At 54.9% G+C, this 21,634-nt stretch carries 13 protein-coding genes; 11 read left to right on the forward strand and 2 right to left on the reverse strand.

The genetic code is table 11. The annotated features are described in order from the left end of the window. Positions 1-35: 35 nt before the first annotated feature. The 8 genes from flhF to iorA all read left to right on the forward strand — a co-directional run bounded on the left by flhF (position 36) and on the right by iorA (position 7,565). On the forward strand, positions 36-1,181 hold the full coding sequence (gene flhF, locus J7M22_14285; protein MCD6507773.1) for a flagellar biosynthesis protein FlhF: 1,146 nt from the start codon (positions 36-38) through the stop codon (positions 1,179-1,181). Further along, a complete protein-coding gene (locus J7M22_14290) occupies positions 1,178-2,104 on the forward strand; it encodes a MinD/ParA family protein (GenBank protein ID MCD6507774.1) in 927 nt (308 codons plus the stop codon). The genes flhF and J7M22_14290 overlap by 4 nt, the downstream gene beginning before the upstream one ends. Continuing rightward, complete coding sequence (locus J7M22_14295; GenBank protein ID MCD6507775.1) at positions 2,101-2,805, forward strand: flagellar brake protein; 705 nt, start codon at positions 2,101-2,103, stop codon at positions 2,803-2,805. Before J7M22_14290 ends, J7M22_14295 begins: the two co-directional genes overlap by 4 nt. Then, positions 2,753-3,001 carry a hypothetical protein gene (locus tag J7M22_14300; GenBank protein MCD6507776.1) on the forward strand — a complete coding sequence of 83 codons (249 nt, stop codon included), beginning with the start codon at positions 2,753-2,755 and terminating at the stop codon, positions 2,999-3,001. Before J7M22_14295 ends, J7M22_14300 begins: the two co-directional genes overlap by 53 nt. After that, entirely contained in the window at positions 2,958-3,740 is a 783-nt protein-coding gene (locus J7M22_14305; protein MCD6507777.1) for a FliA/WhiG family RNA polymerase sigma factor, read from the forward strand. The genes J7M22_14300 and J7M22_14305 overlap by 44 nt, the downstream gene beginning before the upstream one ends. Next, entirely contained in the window at positions 3,733-4,611 is an 879-nt protein-coding gene (locus J7M22_14310) for a DUF342 domain-containing protein (GenBank protein MCD6507778.1), read from the forward strand. Before J7M22_14305 ends, J7M22_14310 begins: the two co-directional genes overlap by 8 nt. After that, positions 4,581-5,597 carry a hypothetical protein gene (locus J7M22_14315; GenBank protein MCD6507779.1) on the forward strand — a complete coding sequence of 339 codons (1,017 nt, stop codon included), beginning with the start codon at positions 4,581-4,583 and terminating at the stop codon, positions 5,595-5,597. The genes J7M22_14310 and J7M22_14315 overlap by 31 nt, the downstream gene beginning before the upstream one ends. Positions 5,598-5,819: 222 nt before the next feature. After that, entirely contained in the window at positions 5,820-7,565 is a 1,746-nt protein-coding gene (gene iorA / locus J7M22_14320) for an indolepyruvate ferredoxin oxidoreductase subunit alpha (protein ID MCD6507780.1), read from the forward strand. On the opposite strand, the gene J7M22_14325 is transcribed toward iorA, so the two are convergent. Both J7M22_14325 and J7M22_14330 read right to left on the reverse strand, forming a co-directional pair. Next, a complete protein-coding gene (locus J7M22_14325; protein MCD6507781.1) occupies positions 7,555-8,547 on the reverse strand; it encodes a radical SAM protein in 993 nt (330 codons plus the stop codon). The genes iorA and J7M22_14325 overlap by 11 nt on opposite strands. 240 nt (positions 8,548-8,787) lie before the next feature. Then, entirely contained in the window at positions 8,788-9,102 is a 315-nt protein-coding gene (locus tag J7M22_14330; protein MCD6507782.1) for a PIN domain-containing protein, read from the reverse strand. A 159-nt stretch (positions 9,103-9,261) separates the two neighbouring features. On the opposite strand from J7M22_14330, the gene J7M22_14335 reads away from it, so the two are divergent. The 3 genes from J7M22_14335 (at position 9,262) to J7M22_14345 (ending at position 21,630) form a co-directional block, all read left to right on the forward strand. Continuing rightward, a complete protein-coding gene (locus tag J7M22_14335; GenBank protein ID MCD6507783.1) occupies positions 9,262-10,245 on the forward strand; it encodes a DUF5060 domain-containing protein in 984 nt (327 codons plus the stop codon). After that, positions 10,227-10,490 (forward strand): hypothetical protein, encoded by a 264-nt coding sequence (locus J7M22_14340; protein MCD6507784.1) that lies wholly within the window; start codon positions 10,227-10,229, stop codon positions 10,488-10,490. The genes J7M22_14335 and J7M22_14340 overlap by 19 nt, the downstream gene beginning before the upstream one ends. Before the next feature lie 163 nt (positions 10,491-10,653). Further along, positions 10,654-21,630, forward strand: coding sequence for an Ig-like domain repeat protein (locus J7M22_14345; GenBank protein ID MCD6507785.1), 10,977 nt, complete (start codon positions 10,654-10,656; stop codon positions 21,628-21,630). Positions 21,631-21,634: the final 4 nt, after the last annotated feature.

Below are 21,634 nucleotides of genomic sequence, written 5' to 3' on the forward strand. Positions count from 1 at the left end.
CTTTCACCTCGATACCGTCAGGGGGAGTTCGACAGATGCAGATTAAGAGATATTATGGCAAAAGCGTTCATGCCGCTCTGGAAAAAGCAAAGGCGGAGCTCGGTCCCGATGCCATACTGCTTCATACCAGGACGCTCAAGTCCAGTATCCTCGGCGGCTCGACTGTTGAGGTGATCGTCGCCGTAGATAGAGAGGCACCCTCAGAGATAGATGAGGTGATCGGCGACGACGAGGAGAAGAACGAAGAGCCGGTCGAACGAGCAAAGGCTATCCTAACTGCCAATTCCTACAGACGAGCCGAAGGAGGTTACGAGCTTAAACATATAGGCGAGGAGCTGTCGGAGATAAGGGATCTACTACACATACTCCTGTCAAACGTCAAGAGGGAACAATCACTGGATCTCCCCGAGACGGTGCAAGGGATCTATGAAAAGTTCATCAAGAGCGAACTTGATCCGGCGATAGCTTATGATCTGGCCAAAGGCCTAGAACCATGTTTTTCAGATAACGGCAAATTGATAAACGAGAGGTTGGCCGAGCTGATCGGCAAGGCGACGAAGTTCAACGGTGGGATAACGCTGCAAGGTGGGATGAAAAGCGTAGCGCTTATCGGACCAACAGGTGTGGGCAAGACCACCACTATCGCTAAGCTGGGGGCTTACTTTAAGCTTAAACTCAAAAGGAAGGTGGCCTTTCTGACGATCGATACCTATAGGATAGCCGCCGTTCAGCAGCTTCAGATATACGCCGATATAATGAGATCGCCCCTGAAGGTCGCCGATGATCCGGAGGAACTGGTCAGGGAAGTCGAGTCTCTTTCTGACCACGATCTCATCCTGATAGACACGCCTGGGAGAAGCCATTACGATGCGGCGAGGATAGGCGAGATAGAGAGGTTCATAGCCGTCTTGCCTCAGGTTGAAGTTTATCTGTTGATCAGTGCTTCCACGAGAAGCAGGGAGATATACGAGATATTAAACGGCTTCGGGAGTGTAGGGGTGGACGGCTTGATCTTCACAAAACTGGATGAGGCCTCATGTTTCGGATCGATCGTCAATGCCGCAATACGCTCCGGCAAACCCCTGTCCTACTTTACGACAGGCCAGGATGTGGCGGGAGATATAGAGGTCGCCACGGTGGAAAGAGTGACATCCCTACTTTTAAGAGGTTTCAGGAGATGAGCATGAAAGATCAAGCTGCCAATCTCAGAAAGCTTTTCTCCAATCCGACACTCGATATTGACATGGAGGAGGAGCCGTTAGTTCGACGGCATAACCCACGATTCCGCACGATAGCCATAACGAGCGGCAAAGGAGGGGTTGGTAAGACGAACTTCGCCGCTAATTTAGGAGTAGCGCTTTCACAGATAGGAAAGAAGGTGATCATCTTCGACGCCGATCTGGGGCTGGCGAACGTCGACGTCTTCTTCGACCTCCATCCGAAGTACAACCTCAAACACGTCGTGAGTGGCGAGAAGGAGATAGAGGAGATACTACTGGAAGGACCCACCGGTATCAAGGTGGTTCCAGCAAGCTCAGGCGTTGAGATGATGGCTAATCTGCCGGAGAGGGAAAGGAGAAGATTGATCGTAAAACTGGGGGAGTTGTCGAATATGGCCGATGTGATGATCATCGACACGGCTGCCGGAATATCGCATAATGTGCTGGCCTTTGCCTCGGCGGCGGATATGATCATTATAATGACCACCCCCGATCCTGCCGCCATAACGGATGCTTATGCCACGACTAAGGTACTATCCCGAAGGAAAAAGGGGCCGTTTATGCTCATCGTGAACATGGCCGCCGATGAGAGCCAGGCAAGGGAAGTTGCACTGAGCCTGATCCTGGTGGTGCGGAGATTTCTGGAGTTGGAGCTCAATTATATCGGCTTTATCCCTTTCGATCCGTTCGTCTCCAAGGCCCTTAAAGGACAGGTGCCATTGGTGTTGAAATACCCGGGCGCTCCGGCCTCCAGGCACATAATGGCCATTGCCAGCAGGATCTATAGCATACTCGGGAGCACGAAACGGACATGTCATATGGATTTCTTCGAGAAGATATCTCTTTCCCTGGAAAGGTCGCTAGGATCGGAGGAGGAAGAATGAATCAACCAATCCTTAAGCCCGGAATCAAGGTTCAGGTCGAAACGCTATCCGGGGCTCCCAGATGCAGGTTCCTGAGCCGTATAACTCATATCGACGACTACTATATCTATATAGCCAAACCCTCTATCTACGATTTCGAGGATGGAGGGCAAACCGGTATACCTCCCAATACACTGCTCAGGGTCTCATTCTCGCTCAGCGAGGGAGAATTCGCTTTCGATTCGACCGTGAAGGGAAGACAGGCGGATGGATCGTATGTTCTAACCCGACCCCGAAGGTTCTACAGATGGAAAAGACAATTTCTGAGAGTTGAAACCTCACTTTGGGTCAGATATGCCGTGATCCCAAGGGTGGAGATGGCCGGCAGGGTGGATCAAGTCAAACGAGCCTATGCCATGACGGCCAATATAAGCGGAGGGGGAGTGCTCTTAAAACCTCAGGAAACCCTGCCGGTAGGCGCTATACTAGAGATGGAGATAGAACTCCCCGGAAGATCCGATCCTATTCTGGCGATCGGTAGAGTAGTACATACCAAGTCAGGCAATGGTGTGGAGTTCCTCATCATAAACGAGCTCGATAGAAATGAGCTTATAAAATATCTATTTGAAGAGGATAGAAGGAGAAGAAGAAGGCTTAGGGAGAAGGGATATGGAGGAGATCTACCCACCGGAATTTATCCCCATTCATCTGGAGATCGTTAGAACGGATGAGCTGCTACCGCTTAAAGCGTTAAACATAATGCTTAACGAGATGCGATCGAAATTAGACATGAAACTGATGAAGGAATTCATAGGATTTCTCGCCCAGAGCGAGAAGGCCACTCCAATCCATGGAGGGAAAGCAGAGGAGAAAAATGCTGGAGGAACTTTGGGGGGCTTACAAGCTCAACGGCGATAAAAGGGCGAAGGATGAGATTATCAAACAATGTTTGCCTATGATAAGAGCCATAGCCCAGAGGCTTTCCATATATGCCTCTCCATCTCATGACATCGACGATCTGGTCAGCGCCGGGATAATAGGTCTCCTGGATGCCATAGAGAAGTTCAACCCTTCTAAAGGCGCTAGCTTTAAAACATACGCCACTTACAGGATCAAAGGTGCGATCTTGGATGAAGTCAGGGCGTTGGATTGGGTGCCGAGGTCCACGCGGGAGAAAGCTCAAAAGCTGGAAAAGGCCTACTCTGAACTCGAACAGCGCCTGATGAAACCTCCCTCAGAAGAGGAGGTAGCCGATTACCTGGGGATATCGGTCGAAGAGCTCAGAAAGACGCTGCTTGAGGTCAGCGGTATGGCACTGTTAACGCTGGAGGATATCGCCCTGGACAAGGAGGAAGAGGGGGCGATCAGGGATTTCATAGCCGATCCGAAAGCGGCGAACCCCGAAGACCAAATGGCCTTCGAGGAGGCGAAAAGTATATTGGCCGGGGCGATCCAATCCCTGCCTAAACAAGAGAAGATCGTCCTCAGCCTCTATTATTATGAGGAAATGACCATGAAGGAAATCGGAAAAGTTCTGGGGGTCTCCGAGTCCAGGGTGAGTCAGATACATTCAAGCGCCATCTTGAGGCTGAGGGGGAAGCTCAAGAGATTAAAGGAAGATCTGCTTGCTTCTGTCGGGAGAAGAGCCTATGGATGAAGGGAAGATCGTCAGAGAAAGACAAAGGGAAATCATAGAGGGGGATCTGAGGCTAACCGGATCGGAGAGGTTCTTCGAGGGTGACCTGATCGTTACCGGTAACGTTCGGGATGGCGTCTCCATATGCGTTAACGGGAGCGTTGAGGTCTATGGGATGGTGGAGGCAGCGGTAATAAGAGCACATGGCGACATCATCGTCCATGGCGGTTTGCCCGGCAGAGCATATCTCGATTCAGGTGGCAGCGTGATCATCCATTATGCCAACAACTCCAGCATCGTCAGCACGGGAAACATCTTCATCAAGACGGGCGCCACACACTGCATGCTCACAGCCGATAATGAGATCTCCCTTGACCCTGAAAGGGGGTTGCTTTCAGGAGGAAGAGCAAGGGCCGGTAATGCCATCACCGCCGCTACCCTCGGTTCGCTTTACAAAACCGAAACCATTCTGGAAATCGGTATAACCCCTATCTTCAGAGCCGAAAGCCAGAGAATCGCCGAGCGGATCGAGTTCCTCAGGGAGGAATTAGACAAGACACGGAAGGTGTTCGACCTGGTCGTCAACTCCGATCCGCGATTCCTCTCCAAACGCCAGCTCAAACTGCTCGACCAGATCCCACTCCTCCAGATGAAGCTCTCCTACCTGTCAAAGGAACTGGGCAAATACTCCAGGATGTATCAATCGGTCCAAAAGGCCATAGAGGAGGATCTGTCCGGGGGATTTATAAGGGTTTTCAAGAAGGTCTATCCCGGCGTCAAGATCACGATCAACTTCACAAGCATGCAGATCACGGATATGCTTGAAGATGTCATATTCGAGGAATCGGGAGGTAGGATAAGATGTCGAAAACCGGATGGCGTTATCTCCTGAACTTCATCCTCTGTCTATCCCTCATATCCCTGATCTCCGTGAGAGGAGAGGGGGTAGAACTGATGGGTTTGAGATATAGATCCTCGGATAATGGGTCCAGGATAACCCTCGATTTAAATGGGATGGCGAAATACGAGATCACTCCGGCGAAAGGGAAAATCCTGATCATCCTTAAAGGGTGTAGATCGGGAATAGGATCTATTCCCGATCGCTTTAAGGATAAACTTGTGAGATCGATCGACGTCAAGCCAAGTGGGGAGGATCTATCAATCACGATCGATCTAAGGGAGAAGGCAAACCTCAGCGCCTTTATGACCCGATCTCCCTATAAGCTCATAGTCGATCTCTATCCGCTTCCCAGGCCTAAACCCAAACTTAAACCCAGCCTGGCTCCGGCAAAGATCACCGTCAAACGGCCTTCCCCTTCACCTTCGAAAACACCGCTTCAGGCAGCGGCGATGAGGAGGCCGACACATCGGAAATCCACCCCATCTCAGCCAAAGCCGAAGGAGAAACCTAAGCCGAAAAAACCCTCACCGTCCGTCACATACCCTCCCCCCGAGGATAAAAGCGATGCCGGCTCCTCCTCGCCTGATCTCGCGTCGATGTTGAGCAGGGCTGAGAGGGAGAGGACGGGTGATGTCGAAATGCCAAAGGTTGGAATCGGCATCCCACCTCTCCTCGTGGCTCAGCTTTTCTTCAATCTTATCCTCCTCGCAGCGCTATATCTGCTCTGGAGAAAGATCGATAGATTAGCCTCTGGGATGAAGGATAAAGGCAAACCCTCCGGAGTTGGGAGCTTCTCTGAGGTTTTAGATGAGATAGTTGATCTGCAGGCCCTGGAGATCACGGAGGATAGGGATGACCCCAAGGTTCGGAAGGTGAAGAGGATGTTAAAGGAGGGCCTTTCAGTGGATGAGATCGCCAAAAAGACCGGAATTCCAAAAGGCGAGGTAGAGCTCATATCCAGCCTATCGGGGATCTGATTCCGCTACGCCTTAGATCAAGCTGTAGGGGCCAGGCACTCCTCCTGGATGCCTGGCCCCTATAATATAAAGTCTACGGTTTGTATTTTCCGCGGGAGTATGGATATAATAAATATGCTAAACGTTCGTATATCCCGTTGAGTGTAGTTCTCATCTACTCCCGCTACACTCAGCGATAATATGAACGGATACCAAAACTCCATTCAGAGGTAACGGTTCGAGATGAAAGTCCTACTTTCCGGAAATGAGGCGATCGCCCGCGGCGCCTATGAGGCCGGAGTAACGGTCGCCGCCGGGTATCCGGGAACACCCAGCACCGAAATCCTCGAAACCCTGGTCAAATACAAGGATTCAGGAATCTACTGCGAGTGGGCGCCGAACGAGAAGGTGGCGCTTGAGATGACCGCCGGAGCGGCGATGGCCGGTGCCAGAGCCATGGCCACGATGAAACACGTCGGCCTGAACGTAGCCGCCGATCCCCTTATGACCCTGGCATACACGGGGATTAAAGGCGGTTTATTGGTCGTCGTGGCCGATGACCCCGGCATGTATTCATCACAAAACGAACAAGATTCCCGAAACTACGCCCGTTTCGCCAAGGTCCCTCTCTTGGAACCCTCGGATAGTCAGGAAGCCAAGGAGTTCGTCAAACTGGGATTGGAGATCTCGGAGAGATTTGATATACCCGTTATCCTCCGCAGTTCCACCCGTATCTCCCACTCGAAGAGCGCTGTTACGTTGGGGAGACGAATTGAAAGGGATGTGGAGATCGCCTTCGAGAAGAACCCCCAGAAATACGTGACAGTACCCATCTATGCTCGAAAAATGAGGCTCAAGCTGGACGAGAAGTTCAAAAGGCTCTCCCAGTTCGTCAACACCCTCGAGTGTAACAGGATTATCGAGAGGAGCGATAAGCTGGGCATAATCACCAGCGGCATCGCTTATCAATATGTGGCCGAGATATTCCCCGATGCATCGATACTCAAGCTCGGTATGAGCTTCCCCTTCCCCGATAAGCTCATCCTAGATTTCGCCTCCAGGGTTGAAAAAGTGCTTGTCGTCGAGGAGCTGGATGATTTCCTCGAGGAGCATGTCAAAGCTCTGGGGATAAAGGCGATAGGGAAAGAGCTAGTTCCGCGGATCGGCGAGTTAAATCCCGATATACTTGAATCGGTCAGAGCGAAGCTCGAAGGACGTAAGGTCGAAGTTCAAGGCGGATCGGAAAAGTTCGATCTTCCCCCCCGACCGCCGGTCATGTGTCCGGGATGTCCTCACAGGGGGGTTTTCTACGCCTTAAGGCGATTTAAGCCTGTGGTGGTGGGTGATATCGGTTGCTACAGCTTGGCTGTTTTCCCTCCGTTGGAGATGCTGGATACCATAATCTGTATGGGTGCAGGTATATCGGCGGCACACGGTATGGATAAAGCGGGAGCTAAAGGGAATATCGTCGGGGTGGTGGGCGATTCAACCTTCTTCCACTCGGGGATCACCGGCCTCCTGGATATCGCCTATAACAGGGGAAAATCCACGATAATCGTGCTTGATAACAGAACAACGGCCATGACCGGCCATCAGGTGCATCCCGGTACAGGTCAGACGCTCATGGGCGATAAAACCCGTGAGGTGTCGATCGAGGATATAGCCCGTGCGCTCGGCATAAGAAGAATCAGGACGATCGATCCGTATGACCTTAAGGAGACGGAAAGGATCTTGGGGGAGGAGATCAACTCGGACGAGGCATCCGTGGTGGTCTCGCGAAGGACGTGTGCCTTGCTTTGTCGCGATCAGTGGGAGAAGCCGTATCGGATCGATCCGGAATTATGTCGGATGTGCCGCAGATGCCTTAACCTGGGATGTCCTGCGATAGAGCTGACGCCTGATGGTAACTCCATCAGGATAAACGAACTCCTATGCATCGGCTGCGGTATGTGTGAACAGGTATGTCCCTTTAAGGCGATTATGAGGTAGTTCCGAATTCCCTTTTGTATCTGCAGATCACGGGATCGGGGAGATCGATCCTTCCGGCGAATATCATAGAGGAGGCCCTACAGCCGCCGAAGCATCCCTTTTCATATATCTGACACTCAGCACACCGCGATGGCAAGCTGAAGATCCTCTTACCGCGCCTGAAAATCGCCTCTACCGGCTCATACTTTATATTGCCGAGATAAAATTCCGGGTTATATCTGAAGTATCCACATGGCACCACAGTCCCATCGCATAAAATGGAGAAATGCTCCTCTCCCGCCGTACAGGGGTCGCCGTTTAAAGCCTCGCCGACGTAGAAGATAAAGTCTGAGGAGTTTCCCTCCACCACGTCGCTGATAAATTTAAGAGCTTTGACCCATTCGTCGATGGACATGTTTAGGATCTCCTCATTGATCCTGCCTCTTCCCACAGGCATGAATCTATCCACATAGATAGCCTTAACCCCAATCTTACGGGCGAAATCCACGTATCTTCCGAAATCCCTCCAGTTCACCTTGGCAACGACAAAGAGCAACGTCACGTTGAAACCTGCTTTCATGAGGTTTTCCACGCCTTTCACCGCTCTTGTGAAATTTCCCTCACCTCTGATTAAATCGTTGATCTGAGGACATGATCCGTCGAGCGATACCCCTATAAGCGTGTACGGGTTGGTATCCTTGAGCTTCAAGGCGATCTCCCTCGTGATGAGGGTCCCGTTGGTGTTGAGTATAACCCTCAGGCCTATCCGCCCGGCGAAATCGATCAGCTCGAACAGATGGGGATAGGTAAACGGCTCGCCGCCGATCATATCGAAATATCTAAGCCCGATTCCCTTAAGCTGAAGCATCAAGTCCTTAATCACTTCAGGATGAAGTTCCTTTCTCGGCTCATCACCTGATCTGGCGTAGCAATGTCGGCACCTCAGATTACAACCGTTGGTTATCTCGCACTCCACTATGTACGGCCTCGTCATGGTCCTCAACCTATATCCCCGATGAGTTTCACGCCCTTTAAATTATACCATATCATCCAAAATGGGAGGTCTTCGAGATCACCTTACTACGCGCCTCGAGCCCTGTGACATCACCAAGGTGAAATGGAAAAAGCGGAGCGCGATGGTTCATCCTTCCAGCAGAGACGCAAGGCTTTGTTCCAATAAGGGATAGGAGCAGCCCCGTGCCCACCCAAAAATATGGGCATAGGACAATCACAGGGATTTTCCCTACTCTATCCGGGGCATCGGCTCGTAGAGCGTGATATCTTCCATGGGATAATGATCCCTGTTGTAGGTGACGAGCACCAGGTTTAACACGTAAGCGGTTGCGGCAATTATAGCGTCCGCCTGTCCTAAAGTTAAACCCCGACGTCTGAACTCCCGCCAGTATTCCGCCGCCTTAAAAGCTATAGCTCCGTCCACGGGAATTTTATACAGCACGCTGAGGAATTGGCGGGTAACCTCCTCCTCTTCAGGACGTACCCCGATCCAGACTTCAAACACGGACAGCGTAGAGCAACCCAAAGGCTGTTCGACCTCCATCTTCTCGAGGAGTTCCTCGGAGCTACCAGGTCATTCCCCTATCTGAGTTTGATCTTGAGCGGTTTAAAACCCCGTGCTATAATCGTAACGGATCTGCCTGATGGTTTGATTGAGAAGCGTTAGACTCTGGATGCTAAACGAAGAGTGAGGAGGATAAAGATGATCAGTATTCCACCAGCGTTGCCGGTCTGGTTGACAGTGATGGCACTGCTAACGGCATCCGAAACTGTACCCAAGTGGGAGGTCTTTGAGGTCACCTTACACGCCACGAGCTCTCCGGAGAATCCGTTTACGGATATCACGTTGACGGCGACCGTCACCAAGCCGGATGGGGAGAAGGTGACGATCGATGGCTTCTATGACGGCGATGGAAAGGGCGGTCAGAGCGGGGATATCTGGAAGCTGCGCTTCTGCCACTTCTTCCGCTATGCCGACGGCGGATATGTATATCTGATGGGCAACTTCCTGGATGATACCGCCCCGCCTAAGGAGCGCTACAGCCACACGCTCCTGAGCGAGGAGATCACCGAGGATAACCGCCAGCATATGATCGATCGAGCGCGCAAGCTATATAAGGCCAATAAGATCAACATCTACATAGCGAACAAGGGCGACTACGGCGGCATCTCCACAACTCCTTGGCTCGGCACGGCGGAGAGAAACGATAAAACGCGGTTCGACCTCGCCCGCTGGAGGATGTACGAACGGATTATCAGGCAGTTGAAGGAGGAGGGGATTATCGCCGAGCTGTGGTTTTTCGCCGATGACAGCGGCTTCGGAAAACTATCCAGGGCCGATCGTGAGCGGCTCATCCGATACGGCATGGCCCGCCTGAGTGCCTACCCGAACACGATGTTCGTGTTATGCCTTGAGTGGCAGGAGGGTTGGAGCAAGGAACAGGTCGCCTCGGATATCACCTTCGCGCAAAAACACAACCCCTGGCATCGGCTGTGGAGCGTCCACGGCGTCACGGGAAACTTCGCCTTTCCGAATCAGCCGTGGATCGACTTCATGGCGACGCAGCCCGGCAACGATGCCGAGCCGAAGACCGTCCCGCCGACGTGGATATCATACTGCCGTCGTACGATTTCATTCGTAAACACCTCGCGAGCGAGATCCCTCATATGCATCCGACCGATATAGTCCTGAACAATCCTGAAACCACGTGGTGTCTCGCCGACCCCAGCAGAAGCTATCTGGTTTATACGCTGAACGGCGGAGAGATCAAGCTTGACCTCTCCGATGCCCAGGGAAGCTTCCTCGCCCGCTGGTTCGATCCTCGAACGGGGAGGATCATACCGGCAGCGGCCATCACAGGTGGGAAGAGCATCCTCCTGAAAACTCCAGATGAGGAGGACTGGGTTCTGTGGATCAGGGCGAAACGTTGACTTACCCGGCAAGCAGATGAGGATCGTGGGGCTCGCTGACGAGGAAGGGTTGAAGGGATAGATGATGATGTGATACACTTATCTAGCAATTGGCGGGAAGTTTTTGAAGTCCGGTGAGCGCGGGGCTGGCAAGCGATCTCAGCTCTGAAGGAGGTTATTCCTGATGGAGAGAGGAAACAGGAGGCGTGGGACAGGAAAGAGGAAACAGAAAAGATATCTCGGTCTTCTGCCTCCTGACTCCAGTCTCCGGTCTATCTGTAGAGCGATAACGCTCGTGACGTTTCTCCTCATAACCGGCTTCACGGCTTTCGGGGATAGCCCCGACACCTACATACTGCCCCTGTCACCGCCCAACGTCATCGGCCATTCGGATGTGACGATCTGGTGGAGCGGTAGACCCTCCGATGAAGCCGGATTGATCGGATTTTATTACAGCCTGGACGGCTCTCCCTTCACCTTCACCGATTCAAACCACGTCACCCTTTGGAATCTGACCAAGGGAGAGCATCGTCTGCTCGTCAAATCGATAGACAGCACGTTGAGACAGGACGATCAGCCGGCCGAGCTGAGCTTCAGGATCTCGCCGGTGGTGCGAGGTGAGCCGGAGGTGAACGATACGCCCGATCTGGCGGTGGATCTGCCTCTGGGGGTGGAGATGAGAGGAGTGAGCCTGCTCGGCGGGGGAGACGTGGACTGGTATAAGGTCGCATTCCCTCAGGACGCTACCGCAGCGACGGTGACCTTCCGGAGGGATGGCGGAAACTCCTCCACTGAGATCTCGCTCTACCTGAACACGCCCTCCGAGGGGAATAAGGCTGCCTCCTTCAGCGTGAACGTCTCGAACGGCGAACGCGGATCGGCGACCGTCGGCATCTCTCCCGATTCGACCCTTTTCATCAAGGTCGCCCCGTCGCCCGACGAGAAACATCCCCTCTATATCCTCTCAGCCGATTACATCCCGGCCTCTCCCCATGGGATATGGGAGGTTGAGGATAATTCATCGCCCGCTTCCGCCACTCGATTGAGCCTCGTGGAGGATCGGGTCACGGCCATCGGCATGAAAAACGGGGATCAGGATTCATCCGATTGGTATAAACTGCATTTCGACCTCACCTCTCCAAAGCTACTCAGGCTGAATCTGTCGAGGCTTCAAGCCGCCGGTGAGACATCGGTTCAGATCTTCAAGGGAGCGATCATCTCCGACATCTCCCAGGTCTCCGCCCTCTCCGTCTCGCCGCTGAGCAATGGATGGGGTTCGATCTCGTTCCTGGTCTCGTTCGGCGACTATTACGTCAGGGTGTCCAACGATCAGGAGGGGGTGGGAAACACCTACCAGATCACCCTCACGCTTGGCGATCTCCCGCCCGGATCAGAGTATGAACTTGAGCCTAACACGGTCTCCCCCCAGGAAAACCCCGATTACGTCACTCCGCTCGGCGTGGAGATGGGGATCTACGGATATAGCTGGGGCGATGGGGATGATGACTGGTTCAAATTCAACCTCGGCAGGAAGGGTCTGCTCTGTCTGACGCTTCAGAGACCTGAGGGGATCGGTCAGACGGAGCTCCAGCTTTTCAACTCCAATCTGATACCGATCTCCTCCTTTCAGATCTCCCCATCAACCTCTCAGCGTGGAAGCCTCCCCGTTCCCGACGCCGATCCAGGAACATACTACGTCAAGATCGTCCCGTCGGGTGAAAGGGAGACGACGAGATATAGGCTGAACGCCCTCTTGATAGGCTCGATAGAGCATAACGCTCAGGAGCCGCTCGGTCTGGGGGATGAACTCAGGGTAGCCGTAAATTGGACCGCCGGCAGGGAGGTGTATCTCACGCTGGAGGGGGATTTCCAGGACGAGGAGGCGAGGAAGCGATTTGAGAGGATGCCTTTGAGCGAGGTCTCGCCCGGCCGGTATGAGCTGTCATATGTGTTGAGGGAAGGCGATTCGGTTGAAAACGCCAGGATGCTCTTCACCTTCAAGACCCCTCAAGGGGATGAGGCGCTTTACGAATATTCCGAGAGGATCACCCTCCAGGCGGGAAAGGCCATTATAGATGCCAAACACGATGCCGATCACATCCTCAAGTCGGGCGAGAGGTTGACCGTAACCCTAACCTCCTCGATAACCGACGGCACCGCCTCCTTCGACATAGTTGGAGGGACGAAGGATCCTTCGCCCTTACTCAGAGGGGGGATACCGCTCTACGGAGACGGCAGGGGGAACTATTCCGGCTCATACGTCGTCCAGGAGGGCGATCTGGTGAGAGAAGGAATCGTAAGGGTTAAACTCGTCGATAGATTCGGCACGAAGTATGAGTTTGAGATAAAGGAGCCGGTTAGCATCGATGCCGTCAAACCCTCTCCACCCTCAGAGTTGAGGGGCGAGGACGTGCCGGAGGATAACGGCTTCCAGATACAGTTGAGCTGGAGCCTTTCGCCCGATCCGGACGTATCGGAATACAACGTATATATCTCGCCTATCCCCATCACATCGCTTCAGGCGCTTTCGCCGATAGCTCGCGTTAAGGGGAGGTCATGCCAGGTGCAGGTCGAGCGGAACGGCGTGGGCTATTATTTCGCCGTCACGGCGGTTGACATGGCCGGAAACGAATCGGATCTAAGCGATGGGGCCATAACGGGACCGGTTCAGGCGTTGGATAACCTCCCGCCAGCGGCTAAATCGGCATCACACGACGTAACCGGCATAGTTTCAACCCTGAACCCCGTCATAAACGTCAAGCTCCAATCCGAGCCCGGAATCACTCCCCTTCTGACGATCCCCGGTCTGGTTCGGGATCTTCCACTTGAGGAGAAGAAAGACGGGGTCTACACCATAAGCTATTCGGTCCCCAAAGGGGTGGAGCTGAGGGACGTCCTGCTCTCCCTTAAGCTCAAGGACAAAGCTGGAAACGAAAGCTCGATCGATGTTCCCCCACCCATCACGATCGATACGAAACCGCCTCAGATCAAATCGGTCAAACATGACGGAACGAGGCTGCTGGTGGAGGGGGATGAACTGAAGATCACGCTTGAAGGCGAGGTGGGATGTCAGGGATGGTTCGATATCGAAGGGCTGGTGAAGGGGATCCCGCTCTATGACGACGGCGAACACGGGGATGGCGCCGGCGGAGACGGGGTCTACGTCGGGACGTATCGGGTGAAGACGGGAGATAAGGCGATGGAGGCAGCGGTGGTGGCTCATCTGAAGGATAAGGCGGGCAATGAGTCGAGCATGGAAGCAGTCAGAAAGGTGAATCTGGACACAACCCCTCCCTCCATATCAAAGGCGAAGGTCGAGGGTGAAAGCTTCAAGCTGGGGGATGTGGTGAAGGTTGAGCTTTGGGGCGAGGCGGGATGTCAGGGTAAATTCCGGATAGAGGGGCTGGGCGTTGAGGGGAAGCTGTACGATGACGGCGAACACGGGGACGGAGAGGCGAATGACGGCATGTATGTGGGAAGCTGGAAGGTCGGGAGAGGCATCGGGGGAGAAGATCTGTCGGTGATAGCTATCCTTGAGAAGTCCAACGGCAAGTCGGTTCAGATCGAGGCGGGCAGTGTCAAGGTGGACGGCGTTCCCCCGCCTGAGGTGGAAGGGGTGAAGGTCGAGGATGTCCCGGACGATGAGGGATACAGGGTCAGGGTCAGTTGGCAGGGAGTGAAAGTTGAGGACCTGAAGGGATATCTCGTCTACCTCAGCTCCGACAGCATAGGGGATCTCTCGACGATGAGCCCTATTGCCGAGACGGAGAAGGAGAGCGTTCTGCTGGATGTGGAGGAGAACGGGCGGCAGTATCATTTCGCCGTGGTGGCCGAGGACGAGGCGGGCAATATCTCCGCCTTAGGCGCCGGCAGTGTCACTGTGGGAGACGCGCTGGATAATCTCGCTCCTCCGAAGCCCATCGATCTGAAAGCCGAGATGGTGGAGGGGGGAAGGATCTACATCGGATGGGAATACCCGAGCCTACCGGCCGACTGGGCTGCCTTCAAAGTTTATATATCACAGAATCCAAATCTCTCCGGAGGAGAACTCGTCCGGATCACCCATAACCAGGTCAGATCGGCCGATCTGCCGGCAGATAAGGATGGGGATTACTACATAGGGCTCAGCGCCGAGGATATCAGCGGGAACGAGTCGGAGATAATCCGGATCGGGCCGATCAGGGCGGGCGCAATCTCAGCCATGGATGAGAGGCTTATCTCCCTTCCAAAAGGGATCATAAGGGGGGATGGCGTGCTCGTCTGGTGGAGAGGATGGAAGAATGGAGGGACGAAAGATTTCAGATATCGCCTGGATGGAGTTGAGGGGGAAGCTGAGGGACCATATCTTCTCATCCGATCGCTCACCCCAGGCGATCACGAACTGGAGATAGAGCTTAACGGAGAGGTTATATCCCGCGAGTTTCGAATCGAGCCGATGGAGCTGAAACTGGACGGGAAAAAGGAGACCATCCTCCCCAACGCCAAGCTCATCGGCCCCGGCACATGCAGCCTCGTCCTGATGAGAGACGCCACGCTCAATCTGGTCGGCGAAAACGGCGGCGTCGAGGTAAAGCTCTATCGAGACGATGACCTTCTTATGGAGGGCCAGGGGGCGATATCGCTTAAGGCGGGGATATATAGGGTGGAGACGAAGGGAAGCGTGACCATCTATCAGAGTCCCCTCGCAGCAGATGCGGATATGGAACCCAACGATGAGGATGGCTTTCCCCTTCATGGCGATTCGATCATCTCAGGCATGATCCAGAGAAAGGGCGATGTTGATCTCTACCGCCTCCGCGTTGAAGGAGGAGAGAGGCTGGCCGTGACCTTGATCTCCTGGGGCAACCTCCAGCTCGGTATCAGGGACGAGAGGGGAACTGAAGTGGAAACCGATGAGGACCAGGATGGGGGATATCGGTTCTATCTGAGCCATCCCCTGAGCGCGGGGGAGTACGTTATCGAGGTTAAGGGTGATGCCGGGGCGATCTATCAGATAGGCCTGATCATCCTGAAGGGCATAGGGGTCGATCGAAGGGCGATGATGAAAGCCGGGGATCTGCTGAGGGTGACCGTCGATTGGGCGACGGCCGGCGAGATATGGGGCGAGGTGAAGGGATTGATCGAGCCCGTGAGGCTCTCCGGAAGCGGAGGGTTGATGGGAATGGAATATAGGATAAAGGACGGCGATGATCTCTCAGACGGCAGGGTGAGGCTGGAATTCAACGTCTCAGGCGAGGTGATCCCCTTCGAGATCCCCGGCGTGAGGATAAACGTGGACACCGTCCCTCCCAGGATAACCCGGGCTCAGCATGACGCCGTCAAACCGCTTAAGGCCGGGGATAAGATCGGGATCGAGGTGGGCGGCGAAAGCGGATGCGAGGGGTGGTTCGAGATAACGGGAATCGCCGAGGAGATACCGCTTCAGGAGAAGGAGGCCGGAAGGTACGAGGGGGAATATCAGGTGAGGGAAGGGGATAACACGTCGGGCTCTGACGTGATATGCTATCTCCGAGACGGGGCCGGTAACGAGACCAAGGCGGTCGTGAAGGGCAGATCGGGCGAGTTCGACAAGGTCGTGATCGATACGCTCCCGCCCCGTATAGATGAGGTGAGCTATGAGGGAGAGGGGGTGCTAATTGAAGGACAGATCCTCAAGGTGATCGTGAAGGGTGAGGCGGGCTGTCAGGCTTGGTTCGATATCGGCGAACTCAGACATGATCTCCCGCTTGAGGAGAAAAGGGAGGGGGAATACGAGGGAAGCTATCAGGTGAAGATGGGCGATCAGGCCCTGGGCGTCAGGATAATCGCCCATCTGAAGGACGCCGCCGGAAACGAGAGCGTCGTCGAGTCGCGGGACGCCCTGGACATAGATACCATCCCGCCGCAGATAGAGTCGGTCGAGCACGATGCGACGAGGACCCTTAGGCTCGGCTCAGTTCTCACCGTGCGCGTTAAGGGGACGCCGGGCTGCGATGCCAGATTCTCGATAGAGGGGGTCGTCGAAGACCTTCCACTCGGTGAGACGGGAGATGGGAATTACATCGGAACCTATACGGTCAAGGAGGGCGATAGCGCCGATAGGGCGAAGGTGATCGTTCGCCTGGTCAAACCAAACGGGAAGTCCGCCTCAAAATCGGCCTCCCTCAGGATCTCAATCGACACCGATCCGCCCGAGCCGGTCCAGGGGGTCACTGCTGCCGATAAGCCTCTCGATGAAGGATTCACCCTGATTCTATCCTGGGATCGATCGGATGAGCCTGACTTCTACGCATACAGGATCTATCGTTCGCCCACGCCCATCCTCTCGACGGAGGAACTTAAGCCGATCCTCGAGCTCAGATCGGCGGATATCACCCGAACCGAGGTGAATGTGCCGGAGAACGATTCGGACTACTACTTCGCCGTGACGGCGGTGGATGAGGCCGGCAACGAATCGAAGCTGTCGCTTAAGTCGGGGGGCTCCATCTTCGGCCCCATCAGAGCCCTGGATAACCTCCCCCCGCCTCCCGTCACGGGCGTTCGGGCCGAGGATCGGCCGAGCGATCTGGGAGGTGTGATCGTCCTCAGATGGGATGGGCCCTCCCCGGCGGAGGACTTCAGCCGGTATAACCTCTACGTCTCAAGAGAGCCGATCGCCTCTACGGAAGGGCTCAACCCGATAAAAGTCCCCGATCGGAACGTCACGGCCTATGAGGTGCAGACGGCGGACGGGGTGGATTACTATTTCGCCGTGACGGCGGTGGACAGATCGGGCAATGAGTCCCCCTTAGCTACGACGTCCGTCTTCGGACCGGTTCAATCCATCCCGAACATACCTCAGGGTGAGCCCGTGCCCGGCCGGATCGTCGCCGCTCCGCTGGGATTATCGCTCTCCGACGCTGTGATATTTCATCTTTCCCGGTGGGTTCCCTCGCCCGAGCCGAAACCCATCCCCGGATACCTGTATCGATTGGATGACGGATCATATGAGCTTTCCGCGAGCAGCCATATCGCCTTTTTCGGGCTCGCCGACGGGGGACATGTCTTTTGGGCGAAACCGGCGGATCGCCCCGACACGCAGCCGATCAAATGGGAGTTCAACGTGTTGAGAAGTCCCGTGAGGGAATCCGAGCCGAACGACACACCTGAAACGGCGTTCCGCCTGAGCTCCGGCCAGCCGGTTGTGGGAACCAACTCCGATGACGGCGATGTGGACTGGTTCTCGATACAGATCGACTCACCGGGGATGCTCGATATTACCTTCGGAAGGGAGAAGGGGATCGGGCGGAGCACGATCTCGATTTTCCATGGGTTGGAGACGGCCAAGGCGATCGATGAGTTCACCGTGGACCCCTCCACAGGCGGCAGAGGCCACTCGAGCGTAGGGGTCTCGCCCGGGCGGTATCTGGTAAGGGTTATCTCTAAGTCGGAAAACCCCGCGGCGGAGTATCGCATCTGCGCTGTCTATCGCGAGCTCAAGCCGATCTACGCCTGGGAGGTCGAGCCCAACGACGAGTGGATGGCCGCGAACGCGGTTCGGATCGATAACGCCCTGGAGTTGATCGGCGAGGGAGGAGGAGGTGATAAGGACTGGTTCACCTTCACGGAGACCGTTGAAGGCGAGATGCTGGAGCTGAAGCTCATACGATCGGGCGGAAAAAGCACGATCAGGCTGATCACATTTTACGGATCGCCCTCCGAAGGCGGGGTTCAGGTGGACGAGCTGAGTCTGGATTCCGATCATGCGGAGGCCGAAAGCTGGGTGGGATTAAAAGCGGGAAAGTATTACATGCTTATAGAGAGTCCCGATAAACCTCCCCGATTTGAATACTCGCTTCTCCTGATCAAGAGGAAACCCGAGGGATCGATGGAGTTCGAGCCGAACGATAAGCCCGATATGGCTTCCGGTATATCGGTTGACGACGTAATATCCTGCAGAACCTTCTCGAACGGGGACGTCGATCTATACGCCCTTCAGGTCAAATCGCACGGATCGCTCGCCATCGGAATCGAGAGGGCGAACGCAGTGGGGAAAACGATAGCGGAGCTGAAACGGCTCGACGGCACGATGATCGCCTCGGCGAAGGCCGATCCCTCAAATGAGGGCCGGGCCTCCTTGAACGCGGAGGTCAACCCCGGAGGATATCTCCTGGCAGTCAGGACGGAGAACGAGAGGCCGGGCGATTATACGATCACGACCGCTCTGGTGAAATCCGCCTTGCATGATGCCCGAAAGCCGCTCGGCATCGGCGATAAACTGAACGTCCGGATCGAGTGGCTCCCCGAAAAAAGGGTCACGCTCACCCTGCCCAAGGTGATCAGGGACATCGAGATGAATGAGGAGGAGCCCGGGGTTTATACGGCGAGCTATACGGTGAAGGAGGGGGATACACTTTCCGATCAACCCTATGTGAGCCTCTTCCCTGACGTCTCGACCTCTGAAGCGGCGAGGCTTTTCCTCCAGCCTCAGATTCTGATAGACACGATGCCGCCCGGGATAGAGGAGATCTCCCATGACGGTCACGATCCGATTCCGCTCGGCGGAACGTTGCACGTTAAGCTCAAAGGCGAGCCCGGCTGCAAGCTCGCATATTTCGAGATCCGGAAAGGCGATTTCCTGAGAAGGGTCGAGATGGAGGAAAAGGAGAAGGGGGTTTATGAGGGCGAATACACCGTTGTCTCCGGGGATGACGTCCGGGGTGCCTCCGTGGTGGGGTATCTGGAGGATGAGGTCGGGAACGTCAGCAGCAGAGAGGCCTTCACGCCTGTGACCTTCGACACCTTACCTCCGGAGATCACCGATCTCTCAGTCCTTATCTCCAGGGGAGGAGGGGATTTCGTCCCTGTCGACGTGACGTCCGACAGGGTTTTAGGAGAGAGCGATTCCCTCAAGGTCGTCATCAGATCTGAGCTCAACGCTAAAGCCGAATTCGAGATCGAAGGGTTCAAATCGGGGTTGAAGCTGAGAGATGACGGCGCTCAGGGGGATGAGGTGGCCGGTGACGGGATATACGCCGGAATCTACGTCGTCCATAGGGGCGACTCGATCGAAAACACCCCCATCAAGGTCATCGTCACCGATAAGGCCGGCAACTCACAGGAGTTATACGCGCCGGTTACGATCACCATAGATGCTGTCCCGCCTAAGATCCAGGAGGTGACCCATAACGGCGACAAACCCCTCAGGAGGGGCGATCTGCTTGTGGTGAAGCTGAAGGGCGAGCCCGGAAACAGGGCTTCGTTCAACATAAACAACCGAAAGGATAAAAAGGGAAAGCTCGTGAAGATCCCGATGGCCGATGACGGCACGGGATATGACGAGACGGCGGGCGACGGCATATACACGGGCGTCTATGAGGTCAGACCGGATGATAGCATATTGAACGGGTCTCTGATCGGCTTCCTGGCGGATGAGAACGGCAATGAGAGCTTCAAGTTCTCGCCCAAACCGCTGACACTGGATTCCACCCTGCCTGAGCCGATCGAGGGGCTGACCGCTCAGGATAAGCCGGACGATGAGGGTTATGTGATAATCCTCTCGTGGCAGCCGAGCAAAGAGACCGATTTCGATCACTACAACGTCTATCGCGAGACGAAACGGATAAGCATAACAAGAGGGTTGATCCCCGTCCTGAGCAACCTCACCCTGCCGCAGATGACCACGGCAGAGGTGCCGGTTCCGGCGAATAACACCGACTATTACTTCGCCGTCACCGTGGTGGATAAGGCCGGAAACGAGTCACTGATCCGGGACGGCTCCTGGGTCGGGCCCGTTCAGGCCTGGGATAACATCAAACCCGATCCGGTTACCAAGGTGACGGCGGAGGATTATCCGGATGATCAGGGGAAAGCACTGCTGGTGAAATGGGATACCCCTTCGGCCGCGGAGGATTTCGATCACTATAACATCTACGTATCGACGACGGAGATAAGGACGTTGAATGAGTTGAAACCCGCTGCGTCTGAACCCAATAGGGAGGCCTATTCCGTCAAGGTCGAGGTCGATGAGGATAACGTCCCGTATTATGTCGCTGTCACGGCGGTTGACAGGAACGGGAACGAGTCGGACCTCGACGCTCTTGGGAACTCAACCTGGGGGCCTGTTCAGTCCCTGGATAACATCCCACCTCAGCCTGTAACCGGAGTCTACGCCTATGACACCCCCGGGGATGAGGGCGGAAGGATAACCGTGGTTTGGAGTCCGGAAAAGGACCTGAGCGTGATCGAGCACAGGATCTACATCTCCTCCGGACAGATCACACCGGATGAGGATCTCTCGAAGCTGGAGTTCATCACCGTTCCCGTCCCAGCATTTGAACGGCAGGTTGACGTTCAGAGCGACACGGCGATCTACGTCGCCGTAACGGCCGTCGATTCGGGCGAAAATGAGTCGAAGCTCACCTCCGACTCAGTATGGGGGCCCGTATATGCCGTGTCGAACAGGGTGAAGGCGGATAGGGAGACGGTTATCTATGCCGGATTCGATCCGAGAATACGGATCAAACTGCCCATCGGATCGGGCGAGGAGGGGAAACTGCTGGACATCCTGATACCGGAAGATCCCGAGATACTCAAGCGTATAGATGAGGCCAACAGGCTTTCGGCCCTGGATATCTCGCTCATAAACCCGGATTACGAGGAGGAACTTCAAAGTACGGTCATCCAGGTCTCCTATACCGGCAGGAGGCTCTCCAAGCCGGCCGAGCTTACGCTATCGTATCCGGAGTTCACCGATAACGCCGGGGTGGAGAGGAGGGTGAGGATATTCAGGCTGAATCCGTCTTCGACGACGGGCGTCTGGGAGCTTCTTCCGGGCAGGCAGGTCGTCGATACGATCCGAAACACCGTGACCGCCTCCACGGATACCCTCTCGGCCTTCAGGGTGGCGGTTTTAAATCTGCCTCAGACTCTGGACAAGGTCAAGGTCTATCCCAACCCCTATATCTACGGTCGATCTTCGAGCGGCAGGATCACCTTCGTGAATCTGCCTGAGAAGGCGACGATACAGATCTACACGCTGACGGGCGAGCTTGTAAGAACTATCCAGGTCGAGCCGATGGCCGGGAGGGCATCGTGGGATCTGAAAAACGAGGCGGGCAGACCGGTCGGAGGTGGGATATACGTCTATCTGGTTAAAGGTGAAACAGGTAAAGCCCGAGGGAGGATAGTCATATTGAAATAGGGTG

Source organism: Candidatus Poribacteria bacterium (genome assembly GCA_021162805.1).
GTDB lineage: Bacteria > Poribacteria > WGA-4E > B28-G17 > B28-G17 > JAGGXZ01.